Genomic DNA, 26,742 nt, shown 5'->3' with positions numbered 1-26,742 from the left:
CAAGGACGGCGCCGGACCGGCCGAAGGTAGGGGCACAAGGCTTCTAGATGCGTCGTCCGGGAGCCCCGTCCTCCGACGAAGGGGTCCGCCGTGTTCGGACGCAAGAAGGTCGCCGCCGGTCCGGCGTTCACCGGCCCCATGCCGCGGGACGTGGAAGCGCTCGAGGCGGTCCTGACCGCCCTGGACTCGGGGGTCACCACCGAGCTCGAGGCGCAGCTCGCCTGCGTCACGGCCCTGGCCGGAGCCCTCGACCTGACCTACGGCGGCGTCTGGCTGCCGGGCCCGGACGGGCGGTTCCGCCTCGCCGGTGAGGTCGGCCCCCTCGCCACCGGCCTCGCGGCCAGCCGCACCCTCGTCGTCGGTACCGAGGACGGCTGCGGGGGCCGGGCGATCACCACCCGCGAGCCCGTGCAGTGCGACGAGACGACCGACTCCTCGACGTGCAAGCGGTGGGAGGCGGCGCGCACCGCGGGCGCTCGCAGCGGGGCCCAGGTGCCGATCGTGGAGAACGGCAAGGTCGTCGCCCTCCACGAGTACTACGCCGCCCAGGCGCTGCCGTTCTTCGGCGGCCGGGCCGAGAAGTGGCGGGCCATCGGCCGCGTCGCCGCCCACGCCCGCCGCCGGGCCCTGGACACCGCCGCGCTGAAGGAGACGCTCGACGACCGCAACGCCGTGACGACCGTCGTGACCGGCCTCGGCATCGCCACCACCGAGGACACCGCGCTGCGCCGGACCCTCGAGACCGTCCGCGACGCCTTCGGCTGGGCCTACGGGTCGTACTGGGCGCTGGACCCCGCGACGAACACCCTGAAGTTCACGGTCGAGTCCGGCTCGGCCGGTGAGGAGTTCCGCCGCGTCACCCTCGCCGCGAGCTTCGCCGAGGGCGTCGGGCTGTCGGGGCGCGCCTGGCGCCAGCGCGACCTCGTCTTCGTCCACGACCTCGCCGAGATGACCGACTGCGTCCGCGCCCCCGCCGCCCAGCGCGCCGGGGTGAAGTCGGGCGTGTGCTTCCCGATCGTGTCCGACGGGCAGGTCCTGGGCACGATGGACTTCTTCACCACCGAACGCATCGAGCTGTCGGAGTCGCGGGCCTCCTCGCTGCGCAACGTGCAGCAGCTGCTGTCGCAGCGCCTGGACGTGCTGCGCCGCAGCGACGGTGACGCCGTGCGCTCGCACGCCCTGCTCGACACCGTGTCCCGGTTGCGCGACGCCGTCAACGACGCGGGCCGGGTCGCCGACGCCGCCGTCGGGCAGGCCTCGACCATGACGAACGAGGTCGACGCTCTGACCGGAGCCTCGGCCGCGGTCGGTGAGGTCATCAAGATCATCTCCGGCATCGCCGACCAGACGAACCTGCTGGCCCTCAACGCCACCATCGAGGCCGCGCGCGCCGGGGAGCTCGGCCGCGGGTTCGCCGTCGTCGCCAGCGAGGTCAAGGACCTCGCCCGCGAGACCGCGGACGCCACCCAGCGCGTCGCCCAGCAGATCGCGGGGATCCAGGCCTCCAGCTCCACGGTGTCGGGCGGGATCAACGAGACCGCCGCCATCATCCGCGAGCTCGACGTCGTCCAGGCCCGCATCTCCGAGGTCATCGACGAGCAGGTCGCGATGGCGACCGCCTACGAACGGCACTGACCCCGCCCCGGTCGGGCCCCCGAACCCGCCGCACCGTCGTCCGCCCAGAGCGGACGGCGGTGCGGCGGCCCCAGTTCCGGCGTAGCTTCGGCGGGAACCGACCGCTGGAGGTTCCCGTGCCGAAGCTGACCCTGGTGCCGCGTCCACCCGAGCGTCCGCCCGCGGGTCCCCCGCCGCTGCTGCGCGAGGCCGTCGGTGCCGTGCTGCGGGCCGAGCGCACCGCCCAGCGGCGGACCCTGGCCGACGTCGCGGCCGGCGCCCGGGTCTCGCTGCCGTACCTGTCCGAGGTCGAGCGCGGCCGCAAGGAACCGTCGTCGGAGGTGCTGGCCGCCGTGTGCGGCGCGCTCGACCTGACGCTGGTCGACCTGTTGCACCGCACCGGATCACTGGTCGCCCGCGGCACGGATGCCCCCGTCGTCGCGGCCCCTCGGGTGTCCCTGTCCCTCGCCGCCTGACCCCGGCGGTCGAGGACTCACCGGCAGCGGTCAAGGACGCCCGACGAGCGCGGCCGGGGAGACGACCTGGTCCGCGACGCCGTACGCGACGGCCGCCGCGCCCGGCAGCACCAGGTCCCGGTCGAGGTCGCGCCGCAACTCCTCCACCGAGTGCCCCGTGTGCCGGGCGAGGACCTGCTCGATCTCCGAGCGGATCCGCAGCACCTCCTGGGCCTGGATCTGCAGGTCCGCGGCCGTGCCCTGCGCGCCGCCGGAGGGCTGGTGCAGCAGGACCCGCGAGTGCTCCAGCACCGACCGCTTCCCGGGGGCGCCGGCGGCCAGCAGCACGGCCGCGGCGGAGGCGGCCTGCCCCACGCAGAACGTCGCGACGTCCGGCCGGATGAACTGCATCGTGTCGTAGACCGCCATGAGCGCCGTCGCCGAACCCCCGGGGGAGTTCACGTAGAGGTTGATCTCGGCCGTCGGGCTCTCCGAGGCCAGGTGCACGAGCTGGGCGATGACGACGTTGGCGACGGCGTCGTCGATCTCCCCGTGCACGAACACGATGCGGTCCGACAGCAACCGGCTGAACACGTCCGACGTGCGCTCGCCGCGGGCGGTGGACTCCACGACGTAGGGGATCGGGTAGCTCATCACAACCCCACCTTCCGGTCGGTGGCGAGCCGGACGTCGGAGACCGCCGTGACGACGTGGTCGACGAGCCCGTAGTCGCGGGCCTGCTCGGCGGTGAACCAGCGGTCGCGCTCGGAGTCGAACTCGATCGTCTCGACGTCCTGCCCGGTGTGGTGGGCGGTCAGGGCCTGGAACGTCCGCTTGGTGTACGCGAGGTTCTCTGCCTGGATGGCGATGTCGGCCGCGGTGCCGCCGATCCCGCCCGAGGGCTGGTGCATCATGACCCGCGCGTGCGGCAGGGCGAAGCGCTTGCCGGCCGTCCCGGCGCACAGCAGGAGCTGCCCCATGCTGGCGGCCATCCCCATGACCAGGGTCGAGACGTCGTTGGGGATGAGCTGCATGGTGTCGTAGATCGCCAGGCCCGCGGTGACCGAACCGCCGGGGGAGTTGACGTAGAGCGCGATGTCGCTCCTCGGGTCGTCGGCCGACAGCAGCAGGAGTTGCGCCGCCACGCGGTTCGCGATCGCGTCGTCGACCTCCTGGCCCAGGACGACGATGCGCTGGAACAGCAACCGCTGGGACAACTGGTCGTCGAAGGGACCGATCAGGGTGGGACTGGACATCCGCCGAGCTCCTTCCGTGAGGTGGTACGACCACCGTCGGCCCGTGCGCGTCGGCGCGGAAGGTCTTTCTGCCCGCAGGAGATCCCCTCCCGGCGAACACGCCCCTTCTCACCAAGTGAGAACGATCGTGGACCCGGTCCCGGAAAGCGGGGTTCCCTGCGGGCAGGGAAAGCCCCCCACCTGGTCGAGGAGGACTGGAATGAGCACGGACACCCGCGTCGCCGTCGTCACCGGAGCGGCCCGCGGCATCGGCCGCGGCATCGCCGAACGGCTCGGGCGCGACGGTCTGCACGTCGTCGTCGCCGACCTGCCCGTCATGAAGGGGAGCATCGACGAGACCGTGCAGGCCATCACGGAGGCCGGGGGCACCGCCACTGGGGCGGAGGTCGACGTCACCAGCGAGGAGTCCAACGAACTCCTCGTCCGCGCGGCCGTCGAGGCCGGCGGCCGCCTCGACGTCTTCGTCGCCAACGCCGGCATCGCCCAGGTCGAAGAACTCCTCGAGTACGACGCGGCCGACTTCGAGAAGATCTTCGACGTGAACGTCAAGGGCGTGTTCTTCGGCTACCGCGCCGCGGCGAAGCAGTTCATCGCCCAGGGCGGCGGGGGGAAGATCGTCGGTGCCGCCTCCATCGTCGCGTTCCGCCCCTTCGCGCTGCTCGGGCCCTACTCCGCGACGAAGTGGGCCGTGCGCGGGCTCACCCAGGCCGCGGCCATGGAGTGGGCCGAGCACGGGATCACGGTCAACGCGTACGGCCCCGGGATCGTGGGGACGGCCATGTGGGACCTCATCGACGAGAAGCTGGCGGCCAAGCACGGGCAGCAGAAGGGCGAGGCGCTCGCCGAGAACGCCCAGTCGATCCTGCTCGGCCGCGTCTCGGTCCCCGACGACGTGGCGAAGATGGTGAGTTTCCTCGCCTCGCCCGACTCCGACTACGTCACCGGGCAGACGATGCTCGTCGACGGCGGGATCCAGTTCTCCTGAAGAGGTCCGGGTCAGCCGGTGCGCAACCACCGGCTGACCCGGTTCGCGCTCTCCCGCAACGCCTTCTCCAGTTCCGTCGCCCGCCTGCGGTCGACGGTGCCGTCCGGGGTGCTGATGGCCACCGCCCCGACCACCGAACCCGCCGGGTCGTGGACGGCGACGGCCGCGCAGGCGAACCCGGGCACGAACTCCTCGCGCTCCCACGCGACCCCGCGGCGGGACACCTCCGCCAGGTGGGCGGCCAGCTCGTCCCGGTCGGTGATCGTCGTGGGGGTCAGCGGCGCGGTGCCGTGCGCGTCGAGGTACTCGGCGGCCTCCGGCGCGGCCATCCCCGCGAGCAGGATCTTGCCGAAGGCGGTCGCGTGCGCGGCCTCGTGGAACCCGAAGTTCATGGGGGTGATGCGGGGGAACCGCGCCGAGTCGGCCACGTGCGCGACCACGACGTCCGCGCCGCGGTACACGGCGAAGTACGCCGCGGCCCCGGCCACCTCGTGCAACCGCCCGACCTCCGCCCGGACGTTCGCGGGGACCCCCACCTGCCGGTGCAGGCTGACCCCGAGCCGGTCGAGCTTGTACCCGAGTTCGAAGCGCTTCTCGGTGCGCAGGTGGACGAGGTAGTCCAGCCCCACGAGGACCTGCAGCAGCCGGTAGGTCGTCGGCAGCGGCAGGCCCAGGACGTCGGAGACCTCCCTGGCGCTGGCGCCACCGCGCTCGGCGACGACCTCCAGGACGGCGAGCGTCCTCTCCACCGTCGCGACCCCGCCCACCGGCGCAGTGTGCCAGAGCCCGTGCGCTGGGTGCGCGCCTCAGGCCTTCCAGCCCCCGTCGGAGAACAGCAGCTGGCCGTTGATCCACCCGCCCTGCTCCGAGAGCAGGAACGCGACGAGGTTGGCGGTGTCGGCGGGGGTGCCCATCCGCCCCAGGGGGTTGCGCTCCAGGCAGGAGGCGCGCAGGTCGTCGTCCATCCACCCGGTGTCGACCGGACCGGGGTTGACGACGTTCGCCGTGATGCGCTGCTCCTGCAGTTCCCGGGCGGCGGCCAGCACGATCCGGTCCAGCGCCCCCTTGCTCGCGCCGTAGGGCAGGTTGTGCACCGTGTGGTCGCTGGTCAGCGCCACGATGCGCCCGCTGCCGGGGACGGCCCGGAACCGGCGGGAGAACTCCGCGACGAGCAGCCACGAGGCCCGGGCGTTCACCGCGACGTGCCGGTCGAAGCTCTCCACCGTCGTGTCCAGGATCGAGGAGTCCACCGACTCGGCGTGGCTCAGGACCAGGGCCGTCACGGGCCCGAGCTCGGCCTCGACGGTCTCGAAGAGCCGGGCGGGGACGGCCGGGTCGCTCAGGTCCGCCGGGACGGCGACCGTGCGGGCCCCCGCGGCCCGCAGCCCGGCGTGCACGTCGTCGGGGTCGTGGGGCTGCGGTCCCCACGGCATGCGCTCGTCGTAGGGCGTCCAGTGGCTCGTCGCCACGTCCCACCCGTCGTGGGCCAGTCGGGTTGCGAGGCCGGCGCCGATGCCGACCCGTCGTCCGACCCCCGTCACGAGCACCACCGGTCGCGTCATGCCGTCCACTCTGGCCGACGCGACCGGTGGCCCCGCAAGCCCTTTACTGCTGGTAGTGCTCGACCTCGCTCACCGGGCGGGCCTGGGCGCCCGCGGGGTCCTGGCCCGCGGCCCGCCGCGCGTCGCGCTGGCGCAGCAGGTCCCAGCACTGGTCCAGGGCCTCCTCGGCGGCTCGCAGCTGGGCGTGCTCCTCGTCGGCGGTCAGCTCACCGGCCGCCAGCGCTTCGCGCAGGCGGTGCTCGGTGGCGACCAGCTCGGTGATCTGGTGGTGGATGTCGCGCTCGTCCATGCCCGCATCGTGCTCCGTGCCCGGGGTGGACCGCACGCGGGGGTGCCCTCCGGGCGGGCGGGGTCGGCCGACTCGCCGCGCGGACCGCTGCAGAACTACTAGCATCCACGCGTGATCTCACCCGAGGAACAGGCCGACGACGTCGAGGACGACCTCGTCGAGGCCGTGCTCGCGGGGTCCCGTGCCGTCGTCGGCATCTCCGTCCGCTCCCTCGCGGACGCCCTGGAGTCCCTCACGCTGCAGCAGTACCGCGTCCTCGTGCTCATCTGCGCGCGCGGGCCGCTGCGCAGCGGGGCGCTGGCGGCGGCGATCGGCGTGCACCCCTCGACCTTCACGCGGGCGGTCGACCGGCTGGTCGCCGCCGGGTGGGTCACGCGCGAGGACAACCCCGACACCCGGCGCGAGGTGCTCGTCGCCCCGACGGACAAGGCGCGCGTCCTCGTCGACGCCGTGCTGGAGCGCCGTCGCGCCGAGTTCGAAGCGGTGCTGGAGCGCCTCGACGAGCAGGACCGCGACCACGTCCGCGAGGGTTTCACGCGGTTCGCCGCCGCCGCCGGCGACGTCGACCTCACCGAGGCGACGGCCCTGGGCTACGAGAGCTGACGCTCGCGCAGGTCGATCGCGCGGAACGCCTTCGTCTGCCGGCGCGTGTGGTGCCGCCGGCACAGCACCTCGTACTCCACGGTGCCCACGTCGCCGACGTCCAGGGTCCCCTCGGGCTGACCGACGTCGCCGACGACGACCTGCTCCCCGGCCACGACCATGACGCCGTCGACCGTGCGGGCGTTGTGGGTGGCGCGCCGCCCGCACCAGCACAGCGCCTCCACCTGGGGGACCTGGACGCGGTCGGCGAGTTCGACGAAGCGCGCCGACCCCGGGAACAACCGGGTGCGGAAGTCCGAGGTGATCCCGAACGCGAACACGTCGATCTCGAGGTCGTCGACGAGCCGGGCGAGCTGCTCGACCTGCTCGGGGGCGTAGAACTGCGCCTCGTCGCACACGACGTAGTCGATGGGGTCGGCCGCGTGCCGGTCGCTCACCTCCCGCCACAGGTCGGTGGTCTCACCGACCTCCAGCGCGGGACGGGCCAGCCCGATGCGGCTGGAGATCGTCGCCTCGCCGGCGCGGTCGAACCGGGTGAACAGCAGTCCCCGGCGGCCCTGGACGCGGTGGTTGTGGTCGGTCTGCAGCGCGAGCGTCGACTTCCCGCAGTCCATCGTCCCGGAGAAGAACACGAGTTCGGCCACGGGCGTCCATCCTGCCGCACGTCCGCGGTCGCAGGGGAACGGCACGTTGCCTCCTCGGTCCCGGTGAAAGGGACCGGGGAGGCAACGTGCCGTTCCCCCGGCGAGCTCAGGCGTCGCCGGCGGTGACGGCCTGCGCCTCGGCGGGCGAGTGCGGGGCGGGTTCGCCGTGCACGACCACGAGGTGGCGGCGGCCGGCGGTCAGGACGAGGAGCCCCACGAGCACGCCGAGCGCCCCGAGCACGAACGGCGACCAGTCGGTGAAGACCTCCCCGAGCTCCCCGGCCGCCCACGCGGCGATGGCGCCGCCGATGAAGCGGACGAAGGAGTACGCCGCCGACGCCGTGGAGCGCTGGACGGGGGAGACCTCCATGACGAGTTCGGTGACGATGGTGTTGTTCACGCCCAGGAAGACCCCGGCGACGATCGTCCCGACGACGAGCACCGGCTTGGTCTCCACGAACACGGCCTCGACGAGCAGGACGAGCGCGAACAGCGCCAGCATCGCCGAGACGACCGGGACCGTGCCGAACCGGCGCTGCAGCCGCGGGGCCAGGGCGACGGAGGCGACGGCGAGGCAGACGCCCCAGCCGAAGAACACGAGCCCGAGCTTGATGGGGGAGGAGATCTCCAGCGCGAACGGCGTGTAGGCCAGCAGGGTGAAGAACCCGAAGTTGTAGAGGAACGCCATGGCCGCGACGGTCCGCAGGCCGGGGTGGCGCAGCGCGCGGACCGGGTCCTTGATCGAGGCGCGGACGGCGGGCTTCGGGGTGGCGGGCAGCATCGTCACGATGGCGATGAACGCGACCGCCATGAGCACGGCGGTCCCGAAGAACGGCCCGCGCCAGGAGACCTCGCCGAGCAGGCCGCCGAGCAGGGGGCCGGTGGCGATGCCGAGGCCGAGGGCGGCCTCGTAGAGGATGATCGCGTTGGCCATGCCGCCGCTGGCGGCGCCGACGATCGTCGCCAGGGCCGTGGCGATGAACAGCGAGTTGCCCAGGCCCCAGCCGGCGCGGAAGCCGACGATCTGCGCGATGGAGTGCGACGAGCCGGCGAGCGCGGCGAACACGACGATGAGCACGAGCCCGGCCATCAGCGTCCTCTTGGCGCCGACGCGGCTGGACACCCAGCCGGTGAGCAGCATCGCCAGGCCCGTGATGCCGAGGTAGGACGTGAACAGCAGGAGCGTCTGGGCCTTGGTCGCGCCGAGCTGGCCGGCGATGGCGGGCAGGATGGGGTCGACGAGGCCGATGCCCATGAAGGACACGACGGCGGCGAAGGCGACGGCCCAGACGGCGACGGGCTGCTTCAGGATCTGCGGCCTCGCATCGGGGGCGGTGCTGGTGGCGGTGCCAGGGGCGGTGTCAGAGCGTTGCGACACGGGTGGTCCTCCCGGTTTCGAGGTGGTGGGTGATCTCCTCGAGCAGGCCGGTCAGTCGTTCGAGGTCGCCGGTGTCCACCGGCAGGTCGTGCAGGGTCCGCGCCACCGGGGCGCACAGCCGCTGCCGGTCGGCCACGAGCGCGGCGCGTCCGGTGGCGGTGAGCTCGACGAGGACCGCCCGCGCGTCGAGGGGGTCGGCCGTGCGGCGCACGTGGCCGGCGTCCCCGAGGCGGGTGACGAGGCTCGTCATGGACGGCTGGGCGCAGCGTTCGAGCTCGGCCAGCCGGCTGATCCGCTGGGGCCCGAGGCGGTCCAGGTTGCCCAGGACGCGGGCCTGGGTCAGGGACAGGCTGGTGCCGGGGGCCGCCGCGGTGGCGCTGCGCGTCAGGACCGAGCAGCTGAGGAGCAGCCGCTCGGCCAGCTCATCAAGTTGCATAGGGACACTATATGTCGGTGTGTGCCGCTCGGCAACGTGACAGGGGTCCACGCAGCGTGGTGAGCTTGTGCTGTGAGTGACGAGGCAGCGGTTGACCACGCCGAGGACGAGCGCCGGCGGCGCGTGGACCGGCGGAGCACGATCGACCTGACCAGGGTCGAGCGCGGCGAACCCGAACGCCGCCGGCTGCCCGGGGTCGACCGGCGCGACAACGACGACTCCGCCGACGCGGAGCGCTGACCCTCTCTTCCCGCGCATCGCACACGACGGACCCCCGAGCGCCCGCGTTCGAGGGTCCGTCGTGTGCGATGCGCGGGAAGAGGGGCCTCAGGACAGGGCGCTGAACGCCTCGACGTCGCGGATCTGGCCGGACACGATGATCACGTCGTCGGCCGCGAGGACGGTCTCGGGCGTCGCGTAGGTGAACCCGTCCCCGGCGCGGTGGTGGGCGACCACCGTGACCTTGTAGGTGCTGCGCAGCTTCACCTGGCCCAGGCTCTTGCCGACGATGGGCGCCGGAGGGGTCGTCTTGACCATGGCGTAGCCGTCGTCGAACTCGATGTAGTCCAGCATCCGCCCGCGGACCAGGTGGGCGACGCGCAACCCCATCTCGTGCTCCGGACGGATGACCTTGTGCGCCCCGAGCTGGGTGAGGATGCGCGCGTGCGACTCGCTGATCGCCTTCGCCCACACGTTGCGGATGCCGAACTGCAGCAGCACCGAGACGGTCAGGATGCTCGCCTCGAGGTTCGTGCCGATGCCCACGACGGCGCGGTCGAACTCGTGCACGGACAACTGCCGCAGCGCCTCCTCCTTGGTGGAGTCGGCCACGACCGCGTGGGTCAGCGACCCCGCGAGCTCGTCCACGAGGGCGGGGTCGTTGTCGATGCCGAGGACGTCGACCTGCCCGTCCTCCATGAGTTCCAGGGCCAGGGACCGCCCGAACCGGCCGAGGCCGATGACGACGACCGAGCGGGGGCTCGCGAGCGCCGAACGTCTGCTACCCAATGATCGGCCTTCCTTCGGGGTACTCGTACAACCGAGTGCGTTCGCGCAGCGCCAGGGCGGCGCCGAGCGTGATCGGCCCGATGCGGCCGAGGAACATGAGCAGCGCCAGGACGACCTGGCCGGTGTCGGGCAGCTGCAGCAGCAGGCCGGAGCTGAGCCCGACGGTCGCGAAGGAGGACACGACCTCGAAGACGACCTGGTCCAGCGGGGCGCCGGTCATCTCGACGAGGACGGTGGTGGCCACGACGACGACGCCGAGGGAGGCCAGGGCGACCGTGAGGGCCTGGCGCACCACGCGGTCGGCGACCTTGCGGTGGAACAGCGTGACGGTCGGCTCGCCGCGGAACTCGGCGAGGACGGCGACCGCCAGGAGGGCGAACGTCGTGACCTTGATGCCGCCCGCGGTCGACGCGGAACCGCCGCCGATGAACATCAGCACGTCCATGACGAGCCACGAGCCGCCGTTCATCTGCGTGACGTCGATCGAGTTGAACCCCGAGCTGCGGGTGGCGGCGGCCTGGAAGAGACCGGCCAGGGGGCGGGCCCACCAGTCGAGGTGGCCCAGGGTCGCCGGGTTGCGCCACTCGTTGACGGTCAGGAAGAACGTCCCGACCACCAGCAGCGGGATCGTGGTGGCCAGCGTGAGCTTGGTGTGCAGCGACCACAGCTTGGGGGCCCGGAACTGCTTGCGCAGCTCCAGCAGCACCGGGAAACCCAGGGCCCCGAGGAACGAGGCGCCCACCACGGGCAGGCACATCCAGGGGTCGGAGACGAAGTCGGTCATGCTCCCCGAGCGCAGGGCGAAGCCGGCGTTGTTGAACGAGGAGACGGCCAGGAACACGCCCTCCCACAGCGCGGAGGCCACGGGCCGGTCGTACCCGACGAGCAGGCGCAGGGTCAGCAGGACGGCGGTGACGAGCTCGACGACGACGGAGACGCGCACGACGCCCAGCAGGACCGTGCGCACGTCGCCGAGGTCGAACCCGCGCGACTCGGTCGCGGTGAGCATCCGCGAGCGCAGCCCGAGGCGCCGGGAGGCGAAGACGCCGAGCAGGGAGGCCGAGGTCATGATCCCGAACCCGCCGACCTGGGCGAGGGCGAGGATGACGACGAGGCCGAGGCTCGACCAGTGCTCGCGGGTGTCGACGACGACGTGACCGGTGACGCACAGGGCGCTGACGGCGGTGAAGAGGGCTTCGACGAAGGTGGCGGAGCCTTCGCCGCGGCGGGCCGGGGGCAGCCACAGCAGGGCGGTCCCGACGGCGACGGCGGCGGCGAAGCCGAGGGCGACGACCTGGGCCGGGTGGCGCAGGACGCGCGGTCTCCGGGGGGCCTTGGCCTCCACCACGAACTGCCTCCGCCGCTGTCTGCTGCTCCCCGGCCGCCGCGGTCGCGCCGACCGGCCCAGGCTACCGATCCGGGCCCGCGGGTCAGTCGACCTCGGGGACCTCGGGGACCTCGGGGACCTCGAGGAGCTCGAGCAGGTCCTCGCGGCCGAAGAAGCGCGCGGACTCCAGGGCGTTGGGGGAGCCGAGGTAGGGGTCGGCGTCGGCGGCGACGAGGGCGGCGACGACCTCGCGCTCGCCCTTGAAGACGGCACCGGCCAGTGGGGTCTGACCGCGGCTGTTGGCCCGGTCGGGGTCGGCGCCGCGCTCCAGGAGGGCCAGGACGGTGCGGGGGTGGCCGTGGTAGGCGGCGAGCATCACCAGGGAGTTGCCGTCGCTGTCGGTGGAGTTCACCGGGACGCCGAGGTCGAGGTAGCCGGACAGCTCGCGCACGCGGCCGTTGCGGGCGTGCTCGAACACGCGGTGCGCCAGTTCGAGGGCGCGTTCCTCACCCTCGTCGACGGGACCGGTGGGGACGGCGCCCGTCGCCCCGGTGGGGGTGTCGTCCCGGCTCTCGGTCACGCGGTCAGCGTAGGTCCGGGGTGCGGGCACGTCACCCCGGAGGGGTGTCCGGCCTCAGGGATGGTCCAGAACGGAACTCACGGTGACCATAGCGCCACTGAGAGCAGCGAGGTAGGCGCGGGAGACCTCGTAGACGGCGTGCCCGGCGTCCGTGATGACGAACGGTTCATCCTCCTCGTAGGCGAGCACGGCACGCAGCGCCTTGCCCGCCGGACCCGTCCGCTCGACCAGCGCCGCGCGCACCGAGTGCGCCACCCCCGTCGTCTCGACGAGCTCGGCGTCACGCATCCCCAGCACCGTCGCCACCCCGGACAGCAGACCCACCGTGTACGCCTCGTCGGCGTGCCCGGCCGCCAGTCGCGCGCACGCCGCGGCGCGGGTCAGGACCATCGTCAGGGCCTCGGTGTCGACGCTCGTCACCCCGCCCAGCAGCATCAGCACCACCCACGAGCACAGCTGCTGACGGCCCAGCAGGACGATCGCCTGGCGCAGCGACGTGATGCCCGTCTTGGTGCCGAAGGCCGCCGACGACACCGTCTTCAGCACCCGCAGGCTCAGCGCGGGGTCCGAGGCGACCAGGTCCTCGATCTCGCGCAGCGGCGCGTCCGCACCCGTCAGCGCCCGGACCAGGCGCAGGCACACGAGCTGCGACGGCGTCAGGCTCACCGCCTCCAGGGTCACCGGCCGCTGCAGGCCGTAGCCCTGGAAGAGCTGCGCGCCCGCGGCCAGGCAGCGGGCGAACAGCGCGTCGTCCTCGATGCGCTCCACCACGATCGTCGCCGTCGGGTTGTGCGCCCGGGCCAGCGCGAGGACCGCCTCGAAGTCGTCCCCCGCGGCCTCGACGTCGATCTTGACGTAGTCGGCCAGCGCGACGGCGGGCAGCCGGTGCTCCTCGCCGATGAAGTCGTCGACCGCGATCCGGTACCCCTGCGCGCGCAGCCGGTGCAGCCCGGCCATCACGGCCTCGTCGACGTCGACGTTCTCCAGCAGCTCCAGGACGACCTGGGACGGCGAGCAGGGGATCGGCAGCTCACCCGTGAAGAAGCCGCGGGTCAGGTTGATGAACAGGAGGCGGTCGCCGGCGATCTGCTCCACCCCGAAGTCGCCGAACGTGGCGCTGATGACCTGCGACGTCGCGTGGTCCTGCTCCGAGCCCTCCGCCAGCTCGGCCGAGGCCCGGCCGTGGTTGCGGAACAGCAGCTCGTAGGCGACCAGCTGCCGGTCGGCGTCGTAGATGCCCTGCCGGCCCACCCGGACCGGGGCGATGGACCCCGCGGGGTCCTCGGAGGCCGCGAAGACGCCCGACCCGGACGGACCGGGCGGCGACGACGGCGCGGGGGAGGGCCAGTGCACGTCGGCCTCCCCGTTCGTCGTCACCGTGTGGTCCACACCCGTTCCAACGGCTCGCCGGTGGCCCACCTGAAGCCGTCGGCACCGAATCGTGCGCCGAACGGGGGACCCGGCGCGACCTCAGACGCGGGTGCGGTGGAAGTTCTGCGCCGACCGGCTCGGCGTCGGGCCGCGCTGACCCTGGTACCGCGACCCCGAGGCGTCGCTGCCGTAGGGGTTCAGGGCGGGGGAGGACAGCTGGAAGAAGCACAGCTGACCGATCTTCATGCCCGGCCACAGGGTGATCGGCAACGTCGCCACGTTCGACAGCTCCAGCGTCACGTGACCGGAGAAGCCCGCGTCGATGAAGCCGGCCGTCGAGTGGGTCAGCAGCCCCAGCCGCCCCAGGCTGCTCTTGCCCTCCAGGCGCGCCGAGACGTCGTCGGGCAGCGTCACGACCTCGTAGGTCGACCCCAGCACGAACTCGCCCGGGTGCAGGATGAACGCCTCCTCCGGCGCCACCTCCACCAGGCGGGTCAGGTCCGGCTGCTCCTGCGCCGGGTCGATGACCGAGTACTTGTGGTTGTCGAACAACCGGAAGAAGCGGTCCAGGCGCACGTCCACGCTGCTCGGCTGCACCATCGAGGGGTCGAAGGGCTCGAGGGCGACGCGACCGGAGTCGAGCTGGGCGCGGATGTCGCGGTCGGAGAGCAGCACGGCGTGAGGCTACCGCCGGTGCGAGCACGGGCCCGCGTCCGTTACAGTGGTCTCGCTCCCGATCGTGGGAGCGCGCGGGTGTAGTTCAATGGTAGAACTTCAGCTTCCCAAGCTGATAGTGCGAGTTCGATTCTCGTCACCCGCTCAGCGTGGAGGCCCCGGTCCGGTGGACCGGGGCCTCCGTCGTTCCCGGGCCGGGCGCTACGCCGGGGCCGTGACCACCAGGTAGCGGGCCGGACCGTCCCCGTGGCCCCGGAAGGTGCAGTCGGCCGCCGGGCCGAGCGCCAGGCAGTCCCCGGCTCCGAGCAGGTGCTCGGTCGCGCCCTCGGTGAGGGCGAGCACCCCCTCGAGCACCCACACCTGCTGGTGGATCCGCGCGTACGCGGCCGCCGGGTAGGTCACGGCCGAGCCGGCCGGCAGCTCGATCTCGGTCAGTTCGAGGTCCTCGCCCGCCGGTGACAGGGAGCGGCGCCGGTACCCGGTCGCCGGGTCCGTCCACACCGGTGCCTGCGCGGCGCGCACGACGCGCTCGTCCTGCCGCTCCGGGCCCTCGACGCGCGCGAACAGCGACGACAGCGTCAGCCCCAGCGGCCCGCAGAGCCGGCCGAGCAGCGCGGCCGACGGCTGCGTCGTCCCGCTCTCCACCTTCAGCACCGCCCCGCGCGAGACGCCGGTCGCCGCGGCGAGGGCGGCCGTGCTCAGGTGGGCCTGCAGGCGCGCCGCCCGCAGCTCGCGGGCGAGCCGGGCCGCGAAGCCCTCGTTCCCGGTGTCGTCCACCCGCCCAGCCTAATGACCACTCCAGTGAGCGATCGGCGGCACCTCGTGCCTACCGTGGTGGTCATGACCGACTCCCCGTCGCCGCTGCCCGACCGCGCCCCCACCCCCGTGCGGACCCCGCCCCCCGGGGCCCACGCCCTCGTGGTGGGCGCCACGGGCATCACCGGCACCGCCCTGGCCGAGCAGCTCGTCGCCGCCGGCTGGCGCACCTCCGGGCTGTCCCGGCGCCCCCCGGCCGTCGAGGGCGTCGAGCACGTGCGGGCCGACCTGTTCTCCCGCGAGAGCCTGCAGGCCGAGCTCGCCGGCCTGGCCCCCACCCACGTGTTCATCACCGCCTGGGCCCGCCAGGACACCGAGGCCGAGAACGTCCGCGTCAACGGCGCCATGGTGCGCGACCTGCTGGCCGTCCTGGGCCCGCAGGGGTCGCTGCGGCACGCCGCCCTGGTCACCGGCCTCAAGCACTACCTGGGGCCCTTCGAGGCGTACGGGCAGGGGAACCTGCCCGACACCCCGTTCCTGGAGGACGCCGACCGGCTGGACGTGGAGAACTTCTACTACGCCCAGGAGGACGAGCTGTTCGCCGCCGCGGCCCGCCACGGCTTCGGCTGGTCGGTCCACCGGGCCCACACCGTCACCGGCTTCGCGGTGGGCAACGCCATGAACCTCGTGCCCACCCTCGGGGCCTACGCCGCCGTCGTGCGCGCCACTGGCCGCCCCTTCACGTTCCCCGGCTCGCGCACCCAGTGGGACGGTGTCGTCGACCTCACCGACGCGGGGCAGCTCGCCGACCACCAGCTCTGGGCCGCCACCACGCCCGCCGCGGCCGACACCGCCTTCAACGTCGTCAACGGCGACGTCGTCCGCTGGCGCCGGCTGTGGCCCCGCCTCGCCGGGCACCTCGGCGTCGAACCGGCCGGGCCGGGCGACGAACCCCTCACCCTGGCCGAGCAGATGCGCGAGGCCGAACCCGTCTGGGCCCGGCTGGTCGACGAGCACGGGCTCGTCGAGCCGGACCTGTCCAAGGTCGCGTCGTGGTGGCACAGCGACAGCGACCTGGGCCGCGACGTCGAGGTCCTCGCCGACATGACCCGCAGCCGGCTCGCCGGGTTCACCGGGTACGTCAGCACCGAACGGGCGCTGCTGGGGCTCGTCGACCGCTACCGCCGGGCGCGGGTGCTGCCCGCCTGACGCCCCCCCGGGGTGGGTCAGGGCACCCGGGGGGAGTGGGTCGTGGACGCCTCGCGCCAATAGGTTTGGCGCAAGGCGTCAACGACCCGATCCCCGCCCGCCCCTCGCGGCAGCGAGGCCCCGGTCCGAGCGGACCGGGGCCTCCACCGTCGGGGTCGTCTCAGCGGGTGCCCTCGGGCCCGTCGTCGGCCGGGACGGCCTGCGCGGCGTCCTCGGGGGAGATCCGCACCCCCGCCGTGGGGTCGCCCTGACCCGTCCCGTCGGCCACGTCGTCCTGCAGGCCCAGCGGGTCCTGCGGGTCGCGGGCGGGGCTGGGCACGGGGCCGGAGTCGGAGGCGCGGGCGTTCTCCCGGCTGCCGCCGTCCTGCACGGCGCGGACCTCGGCGTTGTCGTACACGTCCACCTGGTCGGTGCTCTGGTCGCTGCTCTGTTCGCTCACCCGCCCACTGTGGGGTGCCGGCCGGGCGGGCGCGCGTCGGGCGGTCTAGGGTCGCGGCGAGACGACGAGGTCCTACTCGGAGGAGCACCAGTGGCGTTGCGCGTCCTGTTCATCGGCGGTACCGGGATCATCAGCTCGGCCTGCGCCGACCTGGCGGTCCGCCGCGGGATCGACCTGACCGTGCTCAACCGGGGGACCGGCAAGCGTCCGCTGCCCGCCGGCGCGAAGGTCCTGACCGCCGACGTCCGCGACCCCTCCGCCGTGCGGGAGGCGCTGGGGGACAGCGAGTTCGACGTCGTCGTCGACTTCGTGGCCTTCACCCCCGAGCACGTCGCCGCGGACGTCGAGCAGTTCCGCGGCGCGGTCGGCCAGTACGTCTTCGTCTCCAGCGCGAGCGCCTACGCCAAGCCCGTGGGCCACCTGCCGATCACGGAGTCGACGCCCCTGCGCAACCCGTTCTGGTCGTACTCCCGCGACAAGATCGCCTGCGAGGAACTGCTCACGCGCGAGTGGCGCGAGAACGGGTTCCCGGCGTTCGTGGTGCGGCCCAGCCACACCTACGACCGCACGAGCGTCCCGCTGGACGACGGCTGGACGGCGATCGACCGGATGCGGCGCGGCAAACCCGTCGTGGTGCACGGCGACGGCACCTCGACGTGGGTGCTCACCCACCACGCGGACTTCGCGCAGGGTTTCGTCCCGCTGCTCGGGGAACCCGCCGTGACGGGTGACGTCGTGCACCTGACGAGCGACGAGGTCCTCACCTGGGACGGCATCGCGCGGCGGCTGGCCAGCGCGGCCGGGGTGGACGACCCGCGCATCGTGCACGTCCCGAGCGAGGTCGTCGCCCGGGAGGCACCGGACCGGGGGCCGGGGCTGCTGGGGGACAAGGCGCACTCGGTGGTCTTCGACAACACCAAGCTCAAGCGCCTCGTGCCGGGGTTCGCGGCCACGACGAGCTTCGCGCAGGGTGCCCGGGAGATCGTCGCCCACCACGACGCGAACCCGGCCCTGCAGGTCGTCGACCCGGAGGTCGACGCCTGGCAGGACCGGCTGGTGGAGCGGTTCGGCTGACGCCGGCGTTCAGCCCTTGAACGCGTCCTTGACGTGCTCGCCGCGCTGCTTGAGGTCGGCGGCGGCCTGGTCCTTCTGACCCTCGCGGCGCAGTTCCTCGTCGCCCTTGGCGCCTCCGACGGCTTCCTTCGCCTTCCCGGCGAGGTCCTCGGCGGCGTTCTTGATCTTGTCAGCGGCGCTCATCGTCCTGCTCCTTCCCCTGCCCCGGGTGGTTCCCGGTGCGGACCTCCACTGCAGCACCGCCGCAGTCGACCCGCACCCGGAGATCAGCTCCCCGGGGAGGGGGGTTGGTGAAGGTCCCGGGACGACCGCCCACCCCGGCGGGGTGAGCGGCCGCGGGGGGATCAGGAGTTCGCCTCGACCGCCCCGTCGTCGCCCGGGCCGAGGCCGGGCGGCAGCTCCCCGAAGCTCTTGCGGTACCAGACCGCGGCCTGGCGCTCGACGACGAGACGGGTCAGACCGATGATCGCCCCGGACGCGAGCGCCCACACGACGGCTTCCTTCCACGCCACGTCCGGGTCCTCCGGGTTGTCCGGGGGCGGGGACCCGGTCGCGGTGACCCAGATCTTCTTCGTGAGACGGCTCGCGACCGCGGTCGCGAGGATGCCGGCGCCCGGGCCGACCAACTTCCAGACGATCGAGCTCATGCGCCGACCCTGCCCTACAGCAGGTCCAGGAGCCAGCCCAGGACCGGGGTGAGCGCGGCCGCGCTGCCCGCGAGGACGGCGATCACGACGATCAGCGTCATCAGCCTCACCGCCCGGGACGGTCCGCCGTCGGGTCCTCGCATCATCCGCAGCACGCCCCCATCCTCGCGCACCCCCACGTCCCCCTCCGATCGCGCAGGGGTGGGAGCAGGACAGGGGTAGGGTCGGGGCCACACGACAGGGGAGCGCCGTGGGGCGCTGAGAGTGCGGGTTTCCGCAGACCCTCGAACCTGATCCGGTTCAGACCGGCGTAGGGAGTCGGGACGTCCTCGACGCGGGGCCACGGTGGCCGTGCGTCCCCCTCCTGGGACCAGGAGGAACCATGAGCACCACCGTCAGCCGCACCCGGGGCACCCGGCACTGGCGCACCGTCGACCTCGTGACCGCCGCCGTCCTCGGCGTCGCCTTCGGCGTCGTCTTCTGGGGTTGGGACGTGCTGTACGCGGCCGTCTCGCCCGTCTTCACCGCGGTCCCGTTCGTGCAGAGCGTCCTGGCCGGGGTGTGGCTGCTGCCGGCCGTCGTCGGCGCCCTCGTGGTGCGCCGGCCGGGGGCCGCGCTGTTCGCCGAGCTCGTGGCCGCGTCCGTCGAGGCGCTGCTGGGCAACCAGTGGGCCACGTCGGTGCTGATCTCCGGCGCCATCCAGGGCCTGGGTGTGGAGATCGCGGTCGCGCTGTTCGCCTGGCGCCGGTTCGGCCCGGGCGTCGCGGTCCTGGGCGGGGTCCTGGCCGCCGTCCTGGAGGGCGTCTACGAGCTGTTCGCCTACTACGCGGGGGAGTGGACGCTGCCCTTCCAGGCGGTCTACGTCGGCTGCTTCGTGGTCTCGGGCGCCGTGGTCGCCGGGCTCGGCGGGTGGGCGCTGGTGCGCGCGCTGGCCCGCACCGGGGCCCTGTCGGCCTTCGCCGCGGGCCGCGAGCACCGTGGCTGACCTCGCGCTGCGAGGTCTGACGGTCACCGGCCCGGGGGGGCGCGCCCTCGTGCGCGACGTCGACCTCGACGTCGCCGCGGGCGAGCGGGTGCTGCTCGCCGGGCCCAGCGGGGCGGGCAAGTCGACCGTCCTGCGGGCCCTGGCGGGGTTGCTCGACGACGACGTGGAGGCCACCGGGGACGTGCGGCTGGCGGGGCGCGCGCCCGTGCCCGGCGAGATCGGCCTGCTCGTGCAGGACCCGCTGGACGCCGTCGTCGCCGAGACCGCCGGGCGCGACACCGCCTTCGGGCCCGAGAACGCGGGACGGGACCGCACCGGGATCTGGCGGCGCGTCGCGCGCGCCCACGCCGCGGCCCGCTTCACCGCCGGCCGCGACCGGCTCGTCGCGACCCTGTCCGGCGGGGAACGGCAACGGCTGGCGCTCGCGGGCACCCTGGCGGCCGACCCCGCCGTCCTCCTGCTCGACGAGCCGACGGCCATGCTCGACGCCGCCACCGCCGACGCCGTGCGCGCGGCCGTCCTGGAGGCCGCGGCGGGCCGCAGCCTCGTCGTCGTCGACCACGACCTCGCCGCGTGGGCGCCGCACGTCGACCGCGTCGTGCTGCTCGGCGTCGACGGCCGCGTCGCCGCGGACGGGCCGCCCGGACGGGTCCTGACCCCCGGGCTGGGCCTGTGGGTCCCCGGGGCGGGCACCCCCGAGCTCCTCGACGTCCCCGTCGGCCTCCTCGAACCCGCCCTGCCGCTCGAGGGGACGGCGTTGCGGGGCAGCGGGCTGGGACTGGTCCGCACGCGCCGGGGGCTGCGGCCCCGGCCGGCGGCCACGGTCCTGCGCGACGTGGACGTCACGGTCCGCGCGGGTGCCGTCACGGCCCTGACGGGCGACAGCGGTGCCGGCAAGTCGAGCCTGCTCGCGGTCCTGGCGGGCCTGGCCCGGCCCACCGGCGACCTCCTCGCCGCCGCCGGGCTCGCGGGACGCCGCGGCCGGCGGGCCCCGCACACCTGGACCTCGACCGAGCTGGCCGCGCGCACCGGCTGGGTGCCGCAGTTCCCCGAGCACACGTTCCTGGCCGCCACCGTCGCCGCCGAGGCCGCCGCCACCGCCCGGGTCCTGGGCCGCGACCCCGCCCGCGCGCGGACGCTGCTGGAGCTGCTCGGGCTGGCCGACCGCGCCGACGCCAACCCCTTCCGGCTCTCCGGCGGCGAGCAGCGGCGGCTGGCGCTCGCCGGGGCCCTGGCCGCCGGTCCCGTCCTCGTCCTGGCGGACGAGCCGAGCGTCGGGCAGGACCGGGGCACGTGGTCGGCCGTGGCGGGGTTGCTGCGGGCGGCGGCGCGCGACGGCGCGGCGGTCGTCGTCAGCACCCACGACGCGCGGTTGCTCGACGCGCTCGAGCCCGCCGAGCGCGTCCACCTGGTGTCCGGGACGGCGCAGGGGGTGGCCGCGTGAGGGGCGACGCGACGACCGGCGCCGTCCACAGCGATGTCCACAGCTCTGTGCACAGCACTGTGGACAGCCCTGTGGGTACCACCCCCGCAGGTGTGGACGACACGGTCCCCGAGACCGCCGCCGCCCGGCGTTCGCGGGGTCCCGGGCCCCTCGTGCGGCACTGCGGCCCGCTGCCCCTGCTGGCCGTGGGACTGCTCTGCACCCTCGGCGCGTTCGCCGTCGACGCCTGGTGGCAGGCCGCCGGAGCCCTTGCCGTGCAGGCGCTCTGCCTGCCCCTGGTGGTCGCCGACGTCCGGGTGGCCGCCCGCCGCCTGCTGCCGCTGGGGATCGCGGCGCTGTCGGTCGGGTGGTCGACCGTCCTGGCCGGGGACAGCCCCGAACCCCTGTGGACAGCGCTCGCGGCGGCCCTGCGGCTGGTCGTCCTCGTCCTGCCGGGCTCGCTCCTGCTGGGCTGGATCGACCCGGCGGAGGCGGGGGACCACCTCGCGCAGCGGCTGCGGCTGCCCGCGCGGGTGGTGGTCGCCGCGGTCGTCGCCCTGGGCCGCCTGGACTCGCTCGCCGACTCCTGGGAGCAGGTCGCCGCCGCCCGGCGCGTGCGCGGGTTCGGGCCCGGCCGGGGGCCGGTCAGCCGGCTGCGGTGGGCGGCCTCGACGTCGTTCGGGCTGCTCGTCGACGCCGTCCGGCGCGCGGGGCGGGTCTCGGTGGCGATGGACGCGCGCGGTTTCGCGGGCGCCACGGCGGCGCGGCGCAGCTGGGCGCTGCCCGCGCCGTGGCGGCGGGCCGACACGGTGCTGCTCGTCGTCGGCGCCCTCGTCGCGGCCGTCCCGCTGCTGCTGCGCCTCGCGTTCCCCGCGGCCTGACGCCCCGCCCGGCCCTCCCGCGCAGCGCACACGTCGGACCCGTCCCGGGCCGAGCGGGCGGTCCGAGGTGTGCTCCGGACCCGTCGGGGCGCCCGGACGGGGTCCGACGTGTGCGCTGCGCGGGAGGTCGGTGCGGGAAGGCCGGAGAGGCGGGAACAAGAGCCCCCCATCGGGAGTTGAGCCCATCAGACTCAAGTACGACCCCCTTCCGCTTGACACACAGGCGGGCGTCGGGGAACTTGAGTGAGGAACGCTCAACAGTCAGCTCGGGAGGGCATCACCATGGCACGTGCGGTCGGCATCGACCTCGGGACCACCAACTCCGTCGTCTCCGTCCTCGAGGGTGGGGAACCGACGGTCATCGCGAACGCCGAAGGCGGCCGCACCACGCCGTCCGTCGTCGCGTTCGCCAAGAACGGCGAGGTGCTCGTCGGCGAGATCGCCAAGCGCCAGGCCGTCACCAACGTCGACCGCACCATCCGGTCGGTCAAGCGCCACGTCGGCACCGACTGGACCGTGTCGATCGACGACAAGAAGTACACCCCGCAGGAGATCAGCGCCCGCATCCTGCAGAAGCTCAAGCGCGACGCCGAGAGCTACCTCGGCGAGGCCGTGACCGACGCCGTCATCACCGTGCCCGCGTACTTCTCCGACGCCCAGCGCCAGGCCACCAAGGAAGCCGGTGAGATCGCCGGCCTGAACGTCCTGCGCATCATCAACGAGCCCACCGCGGCCGCCCTCGCCTACGGCCTGGAGAAGGGCAAGGAGGACGAGCTCATCCTCGTCTTCGACCTCGGCGGCGGCACCTTCGACGTCTCCCTGCTCGAGGTCGGCAAGGACGACGACGGCTTCTCCACCATCCAGGTCCGCGCCACCTCCGGCGACAACCACCTCGGTGGGGACGACTGGGACCAGCGCATCGTCGACCACCTCCTGAAGAAGGTCCAGGGTTCCTACGGGATCGACCTGTCCAAGGACAAGATCGCGATGCAGCGCCTGCGCGAGTCCGCCGAGCAGGCCAAGAAGGAACTGTCGACGGCCACCAGCACCGGCATCTCCCTGCAGTACCTGTCGATGACCGAGAACGGCCCCGTCCACCTGGACGAGCAGCTCACCCGCGCGCAGTTCGAGCAGATGACCCAGGACCTGCTGGACCGCACCAAGAAGCCGTTCCACGACGTCATCTCCGACGCCGACGTGAAGCTCTCCGAGATCCACCACGTCGTCCTCGTCGGCGGCTCCACCCGCATGCCCGCGGTGACCAACGTCGTCAAGGAGCTGCTCGGCGGCAAGGAACCCAACAAGGGCGTCAACCCGGACGAGGTCGTCGCCATCGGCGCCGCCCTGCAGGCCGGTGTCCTCAAGGGCGAGCGCAAGGACGTCCTGCTCATCGACGTCACCCCGCTGTCCCTGGGCATCGAGACCAAGGGCGGGATCATGACCAAGCTCATCGAGCGCAACACGGCCATCCCGACCAAGCGCTCGGAGGTCTTCACGACCGCCGACGACAACCAGCCCTCGGTGCTCATCCAGGTCTTCCAGGGTGAACGCGAACTGGCCCGCGACAACAAGCCGCTCGGCACGTTCGAGCTGACCGGCATCGCCCCCGCCCCGCGCGGCGTGCCGCAGGTCGAGGTCACCTTCGACATCGACGCCAACGGCATCGTGCACGTGAACGCGAAGGACCGCGGCACGGGCAAGGAGCAGTCGATGACCATCTCCGGCGGCAGCGCGCTGTCGAAGGAGGACATCGAGCGCATGGTCAAGGACGCCGAGACCCACGCGAACGAGGACAAGCAGCGTCGCGAGGAGGCCGAGGCCCGCAACCAGGCCGAGGCGCTCGTCTACCAGACCGAGAAGTTCGTCGCCGACAACTCCGACAAGCTCCCCGAGGACGGCAAGGCCAAGGTGGAGTCCGCCGTCGCGGAGCTGAAGACGGCCCTGAACGGCACCGACGCGGCCGAGATCAAGGCCAAGTCCGACGCCGTCGCCGCCGCCTCCCAGGAACTGGGCTCGGCGCTGTACGCCGCCCAGCAGTCCGAGGGTGCGGCCGCCGGTGACGCCGGTTCGGCCGGCCCCGACTTCACCAAGGCCTCGAACGACGAGGACGTGGTGGACGCCGAGGTCGTCGACGACGAGAAGGACAAGTGATGGCGGAGGAGTTCTCCGAGCCCGCCGTCGTCCGGGACAACCGCCGCATCGACCCCGAGACCGGTGAGGTGCGCGAGCAGGCGCCCGCGCAACCCACCGTCGGCGGTCCCGACGACGGCGCGGACTCCTACAGCGGCAACACCGAGGTCGACGAGGCCAACGCCCTCGCCGCCCAGCGCCTCGACGAGCTGCAGCGGCTGAACGCCGAGTACGTGAACTACAAGAAGCGCGTCGACCGCGACCGCGACGTCGCCAAGAACACGGCGCTCGCGGGCGTGGCCGAGGCCCTGCTGCCGGTCCTCGACGACGTCCACCTCGCCCGCGAGCACGGTGACCTCACCGGCCCGTTCGTGGCGATCGCGGACAAGCTCGAGGCGACGCTCGCGCGGTTCGGTCTCGAGCGCTACGGCCAGGACGGCGAGCCGTTCGACCCCGCCGTGCACGAGGCGCTCATGCACAGCCACTCCGACGAGTACGAGGTGGCGACGTGCGTGAAGGTGCTGCAGCCGGGTTACAAGTTCGGCGAGCGCGTCCTGCGGCCGGCCCGCGTCGCGGTGGCCGACCCGCAGGGATGACACCCGTCGGTACACCCATCGGTTTCGAGGGAGGGGGACGTCGATGAGCATGCAGGACTGGGCCGAGAAGGACTTCTACGCGATCCTCGGCGTCTCCCACGACGCCGACGCGGCCGAGATCAAGAAGGCCTACCGCAAGAAGGCCCGCACGTTGCACCCGGACGCCAACCCGGGTGACGCCAAGGCTGAGCAGCAGTTCAAGGAGGTCGGCGAGGCCTACGCGGTCCTGTCCGACCCCGAGCAGCGCCAGCAGTACGACGGCGTCCGCGCCATGGTCGGTGGCGGCGCCCGGTTCTCCTCCGGGGGAGCCGGCGCCGCCGGCGGTGGGGCCGGGTTCGAGGACCTGCTCGGCGGGTTGTTCGGGCAGGGTGGCCGGGCGCCGGGGGGCACCCGGTTCGGGACGCCCGGCGGGGCCGGTGGCGGGTTCGAGGACCTGCTCGGCGGTCTGTTCAACCAGGGCGGAGCGGCGTCCGGGGGTTTCCCCGGCGGGTTCGGGGGGGCTCAGACGCCCTCGCGCGGGCAGGACCTCGACGCCTCGGCGCGGGTCTCGTTCCGCGACGCCCTGGAGGGCAAGACGGTGTCGTTGCGGGTCCCCGACCCGCGCGGCGGCCCGGCCCGCACGGTCAACGCCCGGCTCCCCCAGGGGGTGCGCGACGGGCAGAAGGTCCGTCTGCGCGGCAAGGGACTGGGCGGGCCCGGCGGGACGGGTGACCTGCTCGTCACCGTCCACGTCGAACCGCACCCGGTGTTCCGCCGGGACGGCGACGACCTGCGGATGACCCTGCCGGTGACCTTCGACGAGGCCGTGCTCGGCGCGACCGTCGAGGTCCCCACCCTGGACGGTTCCACCGTCAAGGTGAAGATCGCCGAGGGGACGCCGTCGGGACGGTCGTTGCGGCTCAAGGGCCGCGGCGTGAAGCGCTCGCGGTCCACCGACGACCGGGGGGACCTGTTCGTCACGGTCGAGGTCGTCGTCCCGCAACGGGTCGACGGGGCCGTGCGCGAGGCTGTCGAGGCGTTCGCGAAGGCGACCGCCGGGCAGGACCCGCGCGCGGGTCTGGCCGAGCGCGCCCGCAGCTGAGACGGGTACCGGGTGGGACGAGACGAGAGGAGAGGGAGTTGCACACCGAGGGTTTCGACGCGGACACCGCCGCGTTGTTCGTGATCTCGGTCGCGGCCGATCTCGCGGGGATGCACCCGCAGACGCTGCGGCAGTACGACCGCCTCGGTCTCGTCTCGCCCAGCCGGGCCCGCGGTCGCGGCCGGCGGTACTCCGCGCGCGACATCGCGCAACTGCGCGAGGTGCAGCGGCTGTCCCAGGAGGACGGCGTGAACCTCGCGGGCATCAAACGCATCATGGACCTGGAGAACCAGGTCCTCGCCCTCGGTCAACGCGTCGAGGAGCTCGAGACGGAGATCGCGCACGTGCGCCAGCAGGCCCGGCGCATCTTCGCGGCCGGGATGGCCGGGGACATCGTCGCGACCCCGATGGGTCGCCGGCCCGAGCAGCAGCGGTCCACCGCGCTGGTCGTCTGGAAACCCGGACGCTGAGACGTGGACCCGGTGACGTGGGCCCTGGAACGGGTGCCCGACGCCGGGACGCCCGAACTCGTCAAGCACCGTCCGTGGTCCACGGTCTGGAGGATCCCCACCCCGGCCGGCCCGGTCTGGCTGAAGCACTGCCCCGAGCGCACCCGCCACGAGGTGCGCCTGCTGGGGGCGATGGCGCGGTGGGCCGTCCCGCACGTGCTGGAACCCCTCGCCGTCGACGAGGACCTCGGCACCGTCCTGCTGCCCGACGGCGGGCCGACGTTGCGCGAGGCCCCCGGCCCCTCGTGGGCGGCCGTGCTCGCCGGGTACGCGCAGACCCAGCGCGCGACCGAGGCCCACGTCGACGAGCTCGTCGCCCTCGGCGTCCCCGACCTGCGGCCGGCGCTGCTGCCCGCCGCGTTCGAGCGGCTGGCCCGGCGCTGGGCTCCGGACGTCCTGCCGCTGCTGGGCCGCCTCGCCGACGAGGCCGCAGAACTCTCCGAGCTGGGTCCGGCGCCCACGATCCAGCACGACGACCTGCACGACGGGAACGTCTTCGCCCGCGACGGCCGCGTCTTCGACTGGGGCGACGCGTGCGTCGCCCACCCCCTCACGAGCCTGCTGATCGGCTGGGACGGCTCGGCCGGACCCCTGGCCGCCTACCTGGCCCGGTGGCCCACGGTTCCCCGGCGCGCCGTGGACCTGGGGGTGCGGTTGGGGATCGTCACGCGCACCGACAGCTGGGACCGCGCGCTGGCCGGCTGGGCCGACCCGCCGGAGCAGTTCCGGGACGCCCCGGCGCAGTGGCTGCGCCGCCTGCTCGACGAGCGCGTCGGCCCGGGTCTTGACGCGTTCGGCTAATGGCCTTAGCTTTTAGCTAACGCCATTA

At 73.5% G+C, this 26,742-nt stretch carries 32 protein-coding genes, 1 tRNA gene and 1 riboswitch; of the genes, 16 read left to right on the top strand and 17 right to left on the bottom strand.

What is annotated here, in order from left to right:
* The first annotated feature begins 90 nt into the window (after nucleotides 1-90).
* Nucleotides 91-1,635 (top strand): methyl-accepting chemotaxis protein, encoded by a 1,545-nt coding sequence (locus CLV37_RS08895; protein WP_281260520.1) that lies wholly within the window; start codon nucleotides 91-93, stop codon nucleotides 1,633-1,635.
* A gap of 116 nt (nucleotides 1,636-1,751) precedes the next feature.
* Nucleotides 1,752-2,090, top strand: a complete 339-nt coding sequence (locus tag CLV37_RS28830; protein ID WP_106209274.1) for a helix-turn-helix domain-containing protein — start codon at nucleotides 1,752-1,754, stop codon at nucleotides 2,088-2,090.
* 30 nt (nucleotides 2,091-2,120) lie between these two features.
* Here CLV37_RS28830 and CLV37_RS08885 read toward each other — a convergent pair whose 3' ends face one another.
* Together CLV37_RS08885 and CLV37_RS08880 are read right to left on the bottom strand one after the other, a co-directional pair.
* Entirely contained in the window at nucleotides 2,121-2,726 is a 606-nt protein-coding gene (locus tag CLV37_RS08885; RefSeq protein WP_170127130.1) for an ATP-dependent Clp protease proteolytic subunit, read from the bottom strand.
* Nucleotides 2,723-3,325 carry a ClpP family protease gene (locus CLV37_RS08880; protein WP_106209272.1) on the bottom strand — a complete coding sequence of 201 codons (603 nt, stop codon included), beginning with the start codon at nucleotides 3,323-3,325 and terminating at the stop codon, nucleotides 2,723-2,725. The genes CLV37_RS08885 and CLV37_RS08880 overlap by 4 nt, the downstream gene beginning before the upstream one ends.
* 199 nt (nucleotides 3,326-3,524) lie before the next feature.
* On the opposite strand from CLV37_RS08880, the gene CLV37_RS08875 reads away from it, so the two are divergent.
* Nucleotides 3,525-4,310 carry an acetoin reductase gene (locus tag CLV37_RS08875; protein WP_106209270.1) on the top strand — a complete coding sequence of 262 codons (786 nt, stop codon included), beginning with the start codon at nucleotides 3,525-3,527 and terminating at the stop codon, nucleotides 4,308-4,310.
* A gap of 11 nt (nucleotides 4,311-4,321) precedes the next feature.
* Here the strand turns inward: CLV37_RS08875 and CLV37_RS08870 are convergent, their stop codons facing one another.
* The 3 genes from CLV37_RS08870 to CLV37_RS08860 are packed head-to-tail and all read right to left on the bottom strand — an operon-like array spanning nucleotide 4,322 to nucleotide 6,161.
* Complete coding sequence (locus tag CLV37_RS08870; RefSeq protein ID WP_106209268.1) at nucleotides 4,322-5,077, bottom strand: IclR family transcriptional regulator; 756 nt, start codon at nucleotides 5,075-5,077, stop codon at nucleotides 4,322-4,324.
* A 39-nt stretch (nucleotides 5,078-5,116) separates the two neighbouring features.
* Entirely contained in the window at nucleotides 5,117-5,872 is a 756-nt protein-coding gene (locus CLV37_RS08865; protein WP_106209266.1) for an SDR family oxidoreductase, read from the bottom strand.
* Between the two features lie 43 nt (nucleotides 5,873-5,915).
* Nucleotides 5,916-6,161, bottom strand: a complete 246-nt coding sequence (locus tag CLV37_RS08860; protein WP_106209264.1) for a DUF2630 family protein — start codon at nucleotides 6,159-6,161, stop codon at nucleotides 5,916-5,918.
* A 111-nt stretch (nucleotides 6,162-6,272) separates the two neighbouring features.
* Here CLV37_RS08860 and CLV37_RS08855 point away from each other — a divergent pair, with 111 nt between their 5' ends.
* Complete coding sequence (locus CLV37_RS08855; protein WP_106209262.1) at nucleotides 6,273-6,764, top strand: MarR family winged helix-turn-helix transcriptional regulator; 492 nt, start codon at nucleotides 6,273-6,275, stop codon at nucleotides 6,762-6,764.
* Here CLV37_RS08855 and CLV37_RS08850 read toward each other — a convergent pair.
* The 3 genes from CLV37_RS08850 to CLV37_RS08840 form a co-directional block, all read right to left on the bottom strand.
* A complete protein-coding gene (locus CLV37_RS08850) occupies nucleotides 6,752-7,408 on the bottom strand; it encodes a thymidine kinase (protein WP_106209260.1) in 657 nt (218 codons plus the stop codon). The genes CLV37_RS08855 and CLV37_RS08850 overlap by 13 nt on opposite strands.
* Before the next feature lie 106 nt (nucleotides 7,409-7,514).
* On the bottom strand, nucleotides 7,515-8,786 hold the full coding sequence (locus tag CLV37_RS08845) for an MFS transporter (RefSeq protein ID WP_106209258.1): 1,272 nt from the start codon (nucleotides 8,784-8,786) through the stop codon (nucleotides 7,515-7,517).
* Nucleotides 8,770-9,222: a MarR family winged helix-turn-helix transcriptional regulator gene (locus CLV37_RS08840; protein ID WP_106209256.1), complete on the bottom strand. Its 453-nt coding sequence runs from the start codon at nucleotides 9,220-9,222 to the stop codon at nucleotides 8,770-8,772. Before CLV37_RS08840 ends, CLV37_RS08845 begins: the two co-directional genes overlap by 17 nt.
* 72 nt (nucleotides 9,223-9,294) lie before the next feature.
* Here CLV37_RS08840 and CLV37_RS27465 point away from each other — a divergent pair, with 72 nt between their 5' ends.
* The gene (locus CLV37_RS27465; protein ID WP_170127129.1) at nucleotides 9,295-9,462 is read left to right on the top strand and encodes a hypothetical protein; all 168 of its coding nucleotides are present in this window, start codon (nucleotides 9,295-9,297) and stop codon (nucleotides 9,460-9,462) included.
* Nucleotides 9,463-9,549: 87 nt separating this feature from the next.
* Here the strand turns inward: CLV37_RS27465 and CLV37_RS08835 are convergent, their stop codons facing one another.
* The 5 genes from CLV37_RS08835 to dcd form a co-directional block, all read right to left on the bottom strand.
* The gene (locus CLV37_RS08835; RefSeq protein ID WP_106209254.1) at nucleotides 9,550-10,230 is read right to left on the bottom strand and encodes a potassium channel family protein; all 681 of its coding nucleotides are present in this window, start codon (nucleotides 10,228-10,230) and stop codon (nucleotides 9,550-9,552) included.
* Nucleotides 10,223-11,575, bottom strand: coding sequence for a TrkH family potassium uptake protein (locus CLV37_RS08830; protein WP_106209252.1), 1,353 nt, complete (start codon nucleotides 11,573-11,575; stop codon nucleotides 10,223-10,225). The genes CLV37_RS08835 and CLV37_RS08830 overlap by 8 nt, the downstream gene beginning before the upstream one ends.
* A gap of 85 nt (nucleotides 11,576-11,660) precedes the next feature.
* On the bottom strand, nucleotides 11,661-12,047 hold the full coding sequence (locus tag CLV37_RS08825; RefSeq protein ID WP_342762255.1) for an ankyrin repeat domain-containing protein: 387 nt from the start codon (nucleotides 12,045-12,047) through the stop codon (nucleotides 11,661-11,663).
* A 144-nt stretch (nucleotides 12,048-12,191) separates the two neighbouring features.
* Entirely contained in the window at nucleotides 12,192-13,514 is a 1,323-nt protein-coding gene (locus CLV37_RS08820; RefSeq protein ID WP_170127128.1) for an EAL and HDOD domain-containing protein, read from the bottom strand.
* Nucleotides 13,515-13,607: 93 nt separating this feature from the next.
* Nucleotides 13,608-14,183 carry a dCTP deaminase gene (dcd, locus tag CLV37_RS08815; RefSeq protein WP_106209246.1) on the bottom strand — a complete coding sequence of 192 codons (576 nt, stop codon included), beginning with the start codon at nucleotides 14,181-14,183 and terminating at the stop codon, nucleotides 13,608-13,610.
* 74 nt (nucleotides 14,184-14,257) lie between these two features.
* Between dcd and CLV37_RS08810 the strand changes: the two genes are divergently transcribed.
* Nucleotides 14,258-14,328 (top strand) — tRNA-Gly (locus CLV37_RS08810).
* A 56-nt stretch (nucleotides 14,329-14,384) separates the two neighbouring features.
* Here CLV37_RS08810 and CLV37_RS08805 read toward each other — a convergent pair.
* Complete coding sequence (locus CLV37_RS08805) at nucleotides 14,385-14,960, bottom strand: helix-turn-helix domain-containing protein (RefSeq protein ID WP_106209244.1); 576 nt, start codon at nucleotides 14,958-14,960, stop codon at nucleotides 14,385-14,387.
* A gap of 63 nt (nucleotides 14,961-15,023) precedes the next feature.
* On the opposite strand from CLV37_RS08805, the gene CLV37_RS08800 reads away from it, so the two are divergent.
* On the top strand, nucleotides 15,024-16,148 hold the full coding sequence (locus CLV37_RS08800) for an SDR family oxidoreductase (protein WP_106209457.1): 1,125 nt from the start codon (nucleotides 15,024-15,026) through the stop codon (nucleotides 16,146-16,148).
* Nucleotides 16,149-16,308: 160 nt separating this feature from the next.
* On the opposite strand, the gene CLV37_RS08795 is transcribed toward CLV37_RS08800, so the two are convergent.
* Entirely contained in the window at nucleotides 16,309-16,587 is a 279-nt protein-coding gene (locus CLV37_RS08795; protein ID WP_106209242.1) for a hypothetical protein, read from the bottom strand.
* A gap of 90 nt (nucleotides 16,588-16,677) precedes the next feature.
* On the opposite strand from CLV37_RS08795, the gene CLV37_RS08790 reads away from it, so the two are divergent.
* Nucleotides 16,678-17,661, top strand: a complete 984-nt coding sequence (locus CLV37_RS08790) for an NAD-dependent epimerase/dehydratase family protein (RefSeq protein WP_106209240.1) — start codon at nucleotides 16,678-16,680, stop codon at nucleotides 17,659-17,661.
* Between the two features lie 9 nt (nucleotides 17,662-17,670).
* On the opposite strand, the gene CLV37_RS08785 is transcribed toward CLV37_RS08790, so the two are convergent.
* Both CLV37_RS08785 and CLV37_RS08780 read right to left on the bottom strand, forming a co-directional pair.
* A complete protein-coding gene (locus CLV37_RS08785; protein WP_106209238.1) occupies nucleotides 17,671-17,844 on the bottom strand; it encodes a CsbD family protein in 174 nt (57 codons plus the stop codon).
* Nucleotides 17,845-18,005: 161 nt separating this feature from the next.
* Nucleotides 18,006-18,308: a DUF4235 domain-containing protein gene (locus tag CLV37_RS08780; protein WP_106209236.1), complete on the bottom strand. Its 303-nt coding sequence runs from the start codon at nucleotides 18,306-18,308 to the stop codon at nucleotides 18,006-18,008.
* Between the two features lie 229 nt (nucleotides 18,309-18,537).
* Nucleotides 18,538-18,642: riboswitch (TPP riboswitch) on the top strand.
* Nucleotides 18,643-18,690: 48 nt separating this feature from the next.
* On the opposite strand from CLV37_RS08780, the gene CLV37_RS08775 reads away from it, so the two are divergent.
* The 8 genes from CLV37_RS08775 to CLV37_RS08740 all read left to right on the top strand — a co-directional run bounded on the left by CLV37_RS08775 (nucleotide 18,691) and on the right by CLV37_RS08740 (nucleotide 26,714).
* Nucleotides 18,691-19,293, top strand: coding sequence for an ECF transporter S component (locus CLV37_RS08775; RefSeq protein ID WP_106209234.1), 603 nt, complete (start codon nucleotides 18,691-18,693; stop codon nucleotides 19,291-19,293).
* On the top strand, nucleotides 19,286-20,737 hold the full coding sequence (locus CLV37_RS08770) for an ATP-binding cassette domain-containing protein (RefSeq protein WP_106209232.1): 1,452 nt from the start codon (nucleotides 19,286-19,288) through the stop codon (nucleotides 20,735-20,737). The genes CLV37_RS08775 and CLV37_RS08770 overlap by 8 nt, the downstream gene beginning before the upstream one ends.
* Before the next feature lie 92 nt (nucleotides 20,738-20,829).
* Nucleotides 20,830-21,597 (top strand): energy-coupling factor transporter transmembrane component T family protein, encoded by a 768-nt coding sequence (locus CLV37_RS08765; RefSeq protein ID WP_170127127.1) that lies wholly within the window; start codon nucleotides 20,830-20,832, stop codon nucleotides 21,595-21,597.
* A 282-nt stretch (nucleotides 21,598-21,879) separates the two neighbouring features.
* The gene (dnaK, locus tag CLV37_RS08760) at nucleotides 21,880-23,748 is read left to right on the top strand and encodes a molecular chaperone DnaK (protein WP_106209228.1); all 1,869 of its coding nucleotides are present in this window, start codon (nucleotides 21,880-21,882) and stop codon (nucleotides 23,746-23,748) included.
* A complete protein-coding gene (grpE, locus tag CLV37_RS08755) occupies nucleotides 23,748-24,323 on the top strand; it encodes a nucleotide exchange factor GrpE (protein ID WP_106209226.1) in 576 nt (191 codons plus the stop codon). Before dnaK ends, grpE begins: the two co-directional genes overlap by 1 nt.
* 43 nt (nucleotides 24,324-24,366) lie before the next feature.
* Nucleotides 24,367-25,404 (top strand): DnaJ C-terminal domain-containing protein, encoded by a 1,038-nt coding sequence (locus CLV37_RS08750; protein ID WP_106209224.1) that lies wholly within the window; start codon nucleotides 24,367-24,369, stop codon nucleotides 25,402-25,404.
* 110 nt (nucleotides 25,405-25,514) lie between these two features.
* A complete protein-coding gene (locus CLV37_RS28825) occupies nucleotides 25,515-25,874 on the top strand; it encodes a heat shock protein transcriptional repressor HspR (protein ID WP_425433614.1) in 360 nt (119 codons plus the stop codon).
* Between the two features lie 12 nt (nucleotides 25,875-25,886).
* Complete coding sequence (locus CLV37_RS08740; RefSeq protein WP_170127126.1) at nucleotides 25,887-26,714, top strand: phosphotransferase family protein; 828 nt, start codon at nucleotides 25,887-25,889, stop codon at nucleotides 26,712-26,714.
* Nucleotides 26,715-26,742 lie beyond the last annotated feature (28 nt).

It is taken from the genome of Kineococcus rhizosphaerae (assembly GCF_003002055.1).
Classification (GTDB): Bacteria; Actinomycetota; Actinomycetes; order Actinomycetales; family Kineococcaceae; genus Kineococcus; species Kineococcus rhizosphaerae.
This window is presented reverse-complemented; position numbering and strand designations above follow the sequence as displayed.

What these genes read in the sequence shown, in the direction of transcription:
- CLV37_RS08780 (WP_106209236.1), bottom strand. Translation starts at nt 18,308, where the DNA reads ATGAGCTCGATCGTCTGGAAGTTGGTCGGCCCGGGCGCCGGCATCCTC.
- CLV37_RS28825 (WP_425433614.1), top strand. Translation starts at nt 25,515, where the DNA reads ATGCACCCGCAGACGCTGCGGCAGTACGACCGCCTCGGTCTCGTCTCG.
- CLV37_RS08750 (WP_106209224.1), top strand. Translation starts at nt 24,367, where the DNA reads ATGAGCATGCAGGACTGGGCCGAGAAGGACTTCTACGCGATCCTCGGC.
- CLV37_RS08775 (WP_106209234.1), top strand. Translation starts at nt 18,691, where the DNA reads ATGAGCACCACCGTCAGCCGCACCCGGGGCACCCGGCACTGGCGCACC.
- CLV37_RS08880 (WP_106209272.1), bottom strand. Translation starts at nt 3,325, where the DNA reads ATGTCCAGTCCCACCCTGATCGGTCCCTTCGACGACCAGTTGTCCCAG.
- grpE (WP_106209226.1), top strand. Translation starts at nt 23,748, where the DNA reads ATGGCGGAGGAGTTCTCCGAGCCCGCCGTCGTCCGGGACAACCGCCGC.
- CLV37_RS08865 (WP_106209266.1), bottom strand. Translation starts at nt 5,872, where the DNA reads ATGACGCGACCGGTGGTGCTCGTGACGGGGGTCGGACGACGGGTCGGC.
- CLV37_RS08800 (WP_106209457.1), top strand. Translation starts at nt 15,024, where the DNA reads ATGACCGACTCCCCGTCGCCGCTGCCCGACCGCGCCCCCACCCCCGTG.
- CLV37_RS08840 (WP_106209256.1), bottom strand. Translation starts at nt 9,222, where the DNA reads ATGCAACTTGATGAGCTGGCCGAGCGGCTGCTCCTCAGCTGCTCGGTC.
- CLV37_RS08785 (WP_106209238.1), bottom strand. Translation starts at nt 17,844, where the DNA reads ATGAGCGCCGCTGACAAGATCAAGAACGCCGCCGAGGACCTCGCCGGG.
- CLV37_RS08860 (WP_106209264.1), bottom strand. Translation starts at nt 6,161, where the DNA reads ATGGACGAGCGCGACATCCACCACCAGATCACCGAGCTGGTCGCCACC.
- dnaK (WP_106209228.1), top strand. Translation starts at nt 21,880, where the DNA reads ATGGCACGTGCGGTCGGCATCGACCTCGGGACCACCAACTCCGTCGTC.
- CLV37_RS08875 (WP_106209270.1), top strand. Translation starts at nt 3,525, where the DNA reads ATGAGCACGGACACCCGCGTCGCCGTCGTCACCGGAGCGGCCCGCGGC.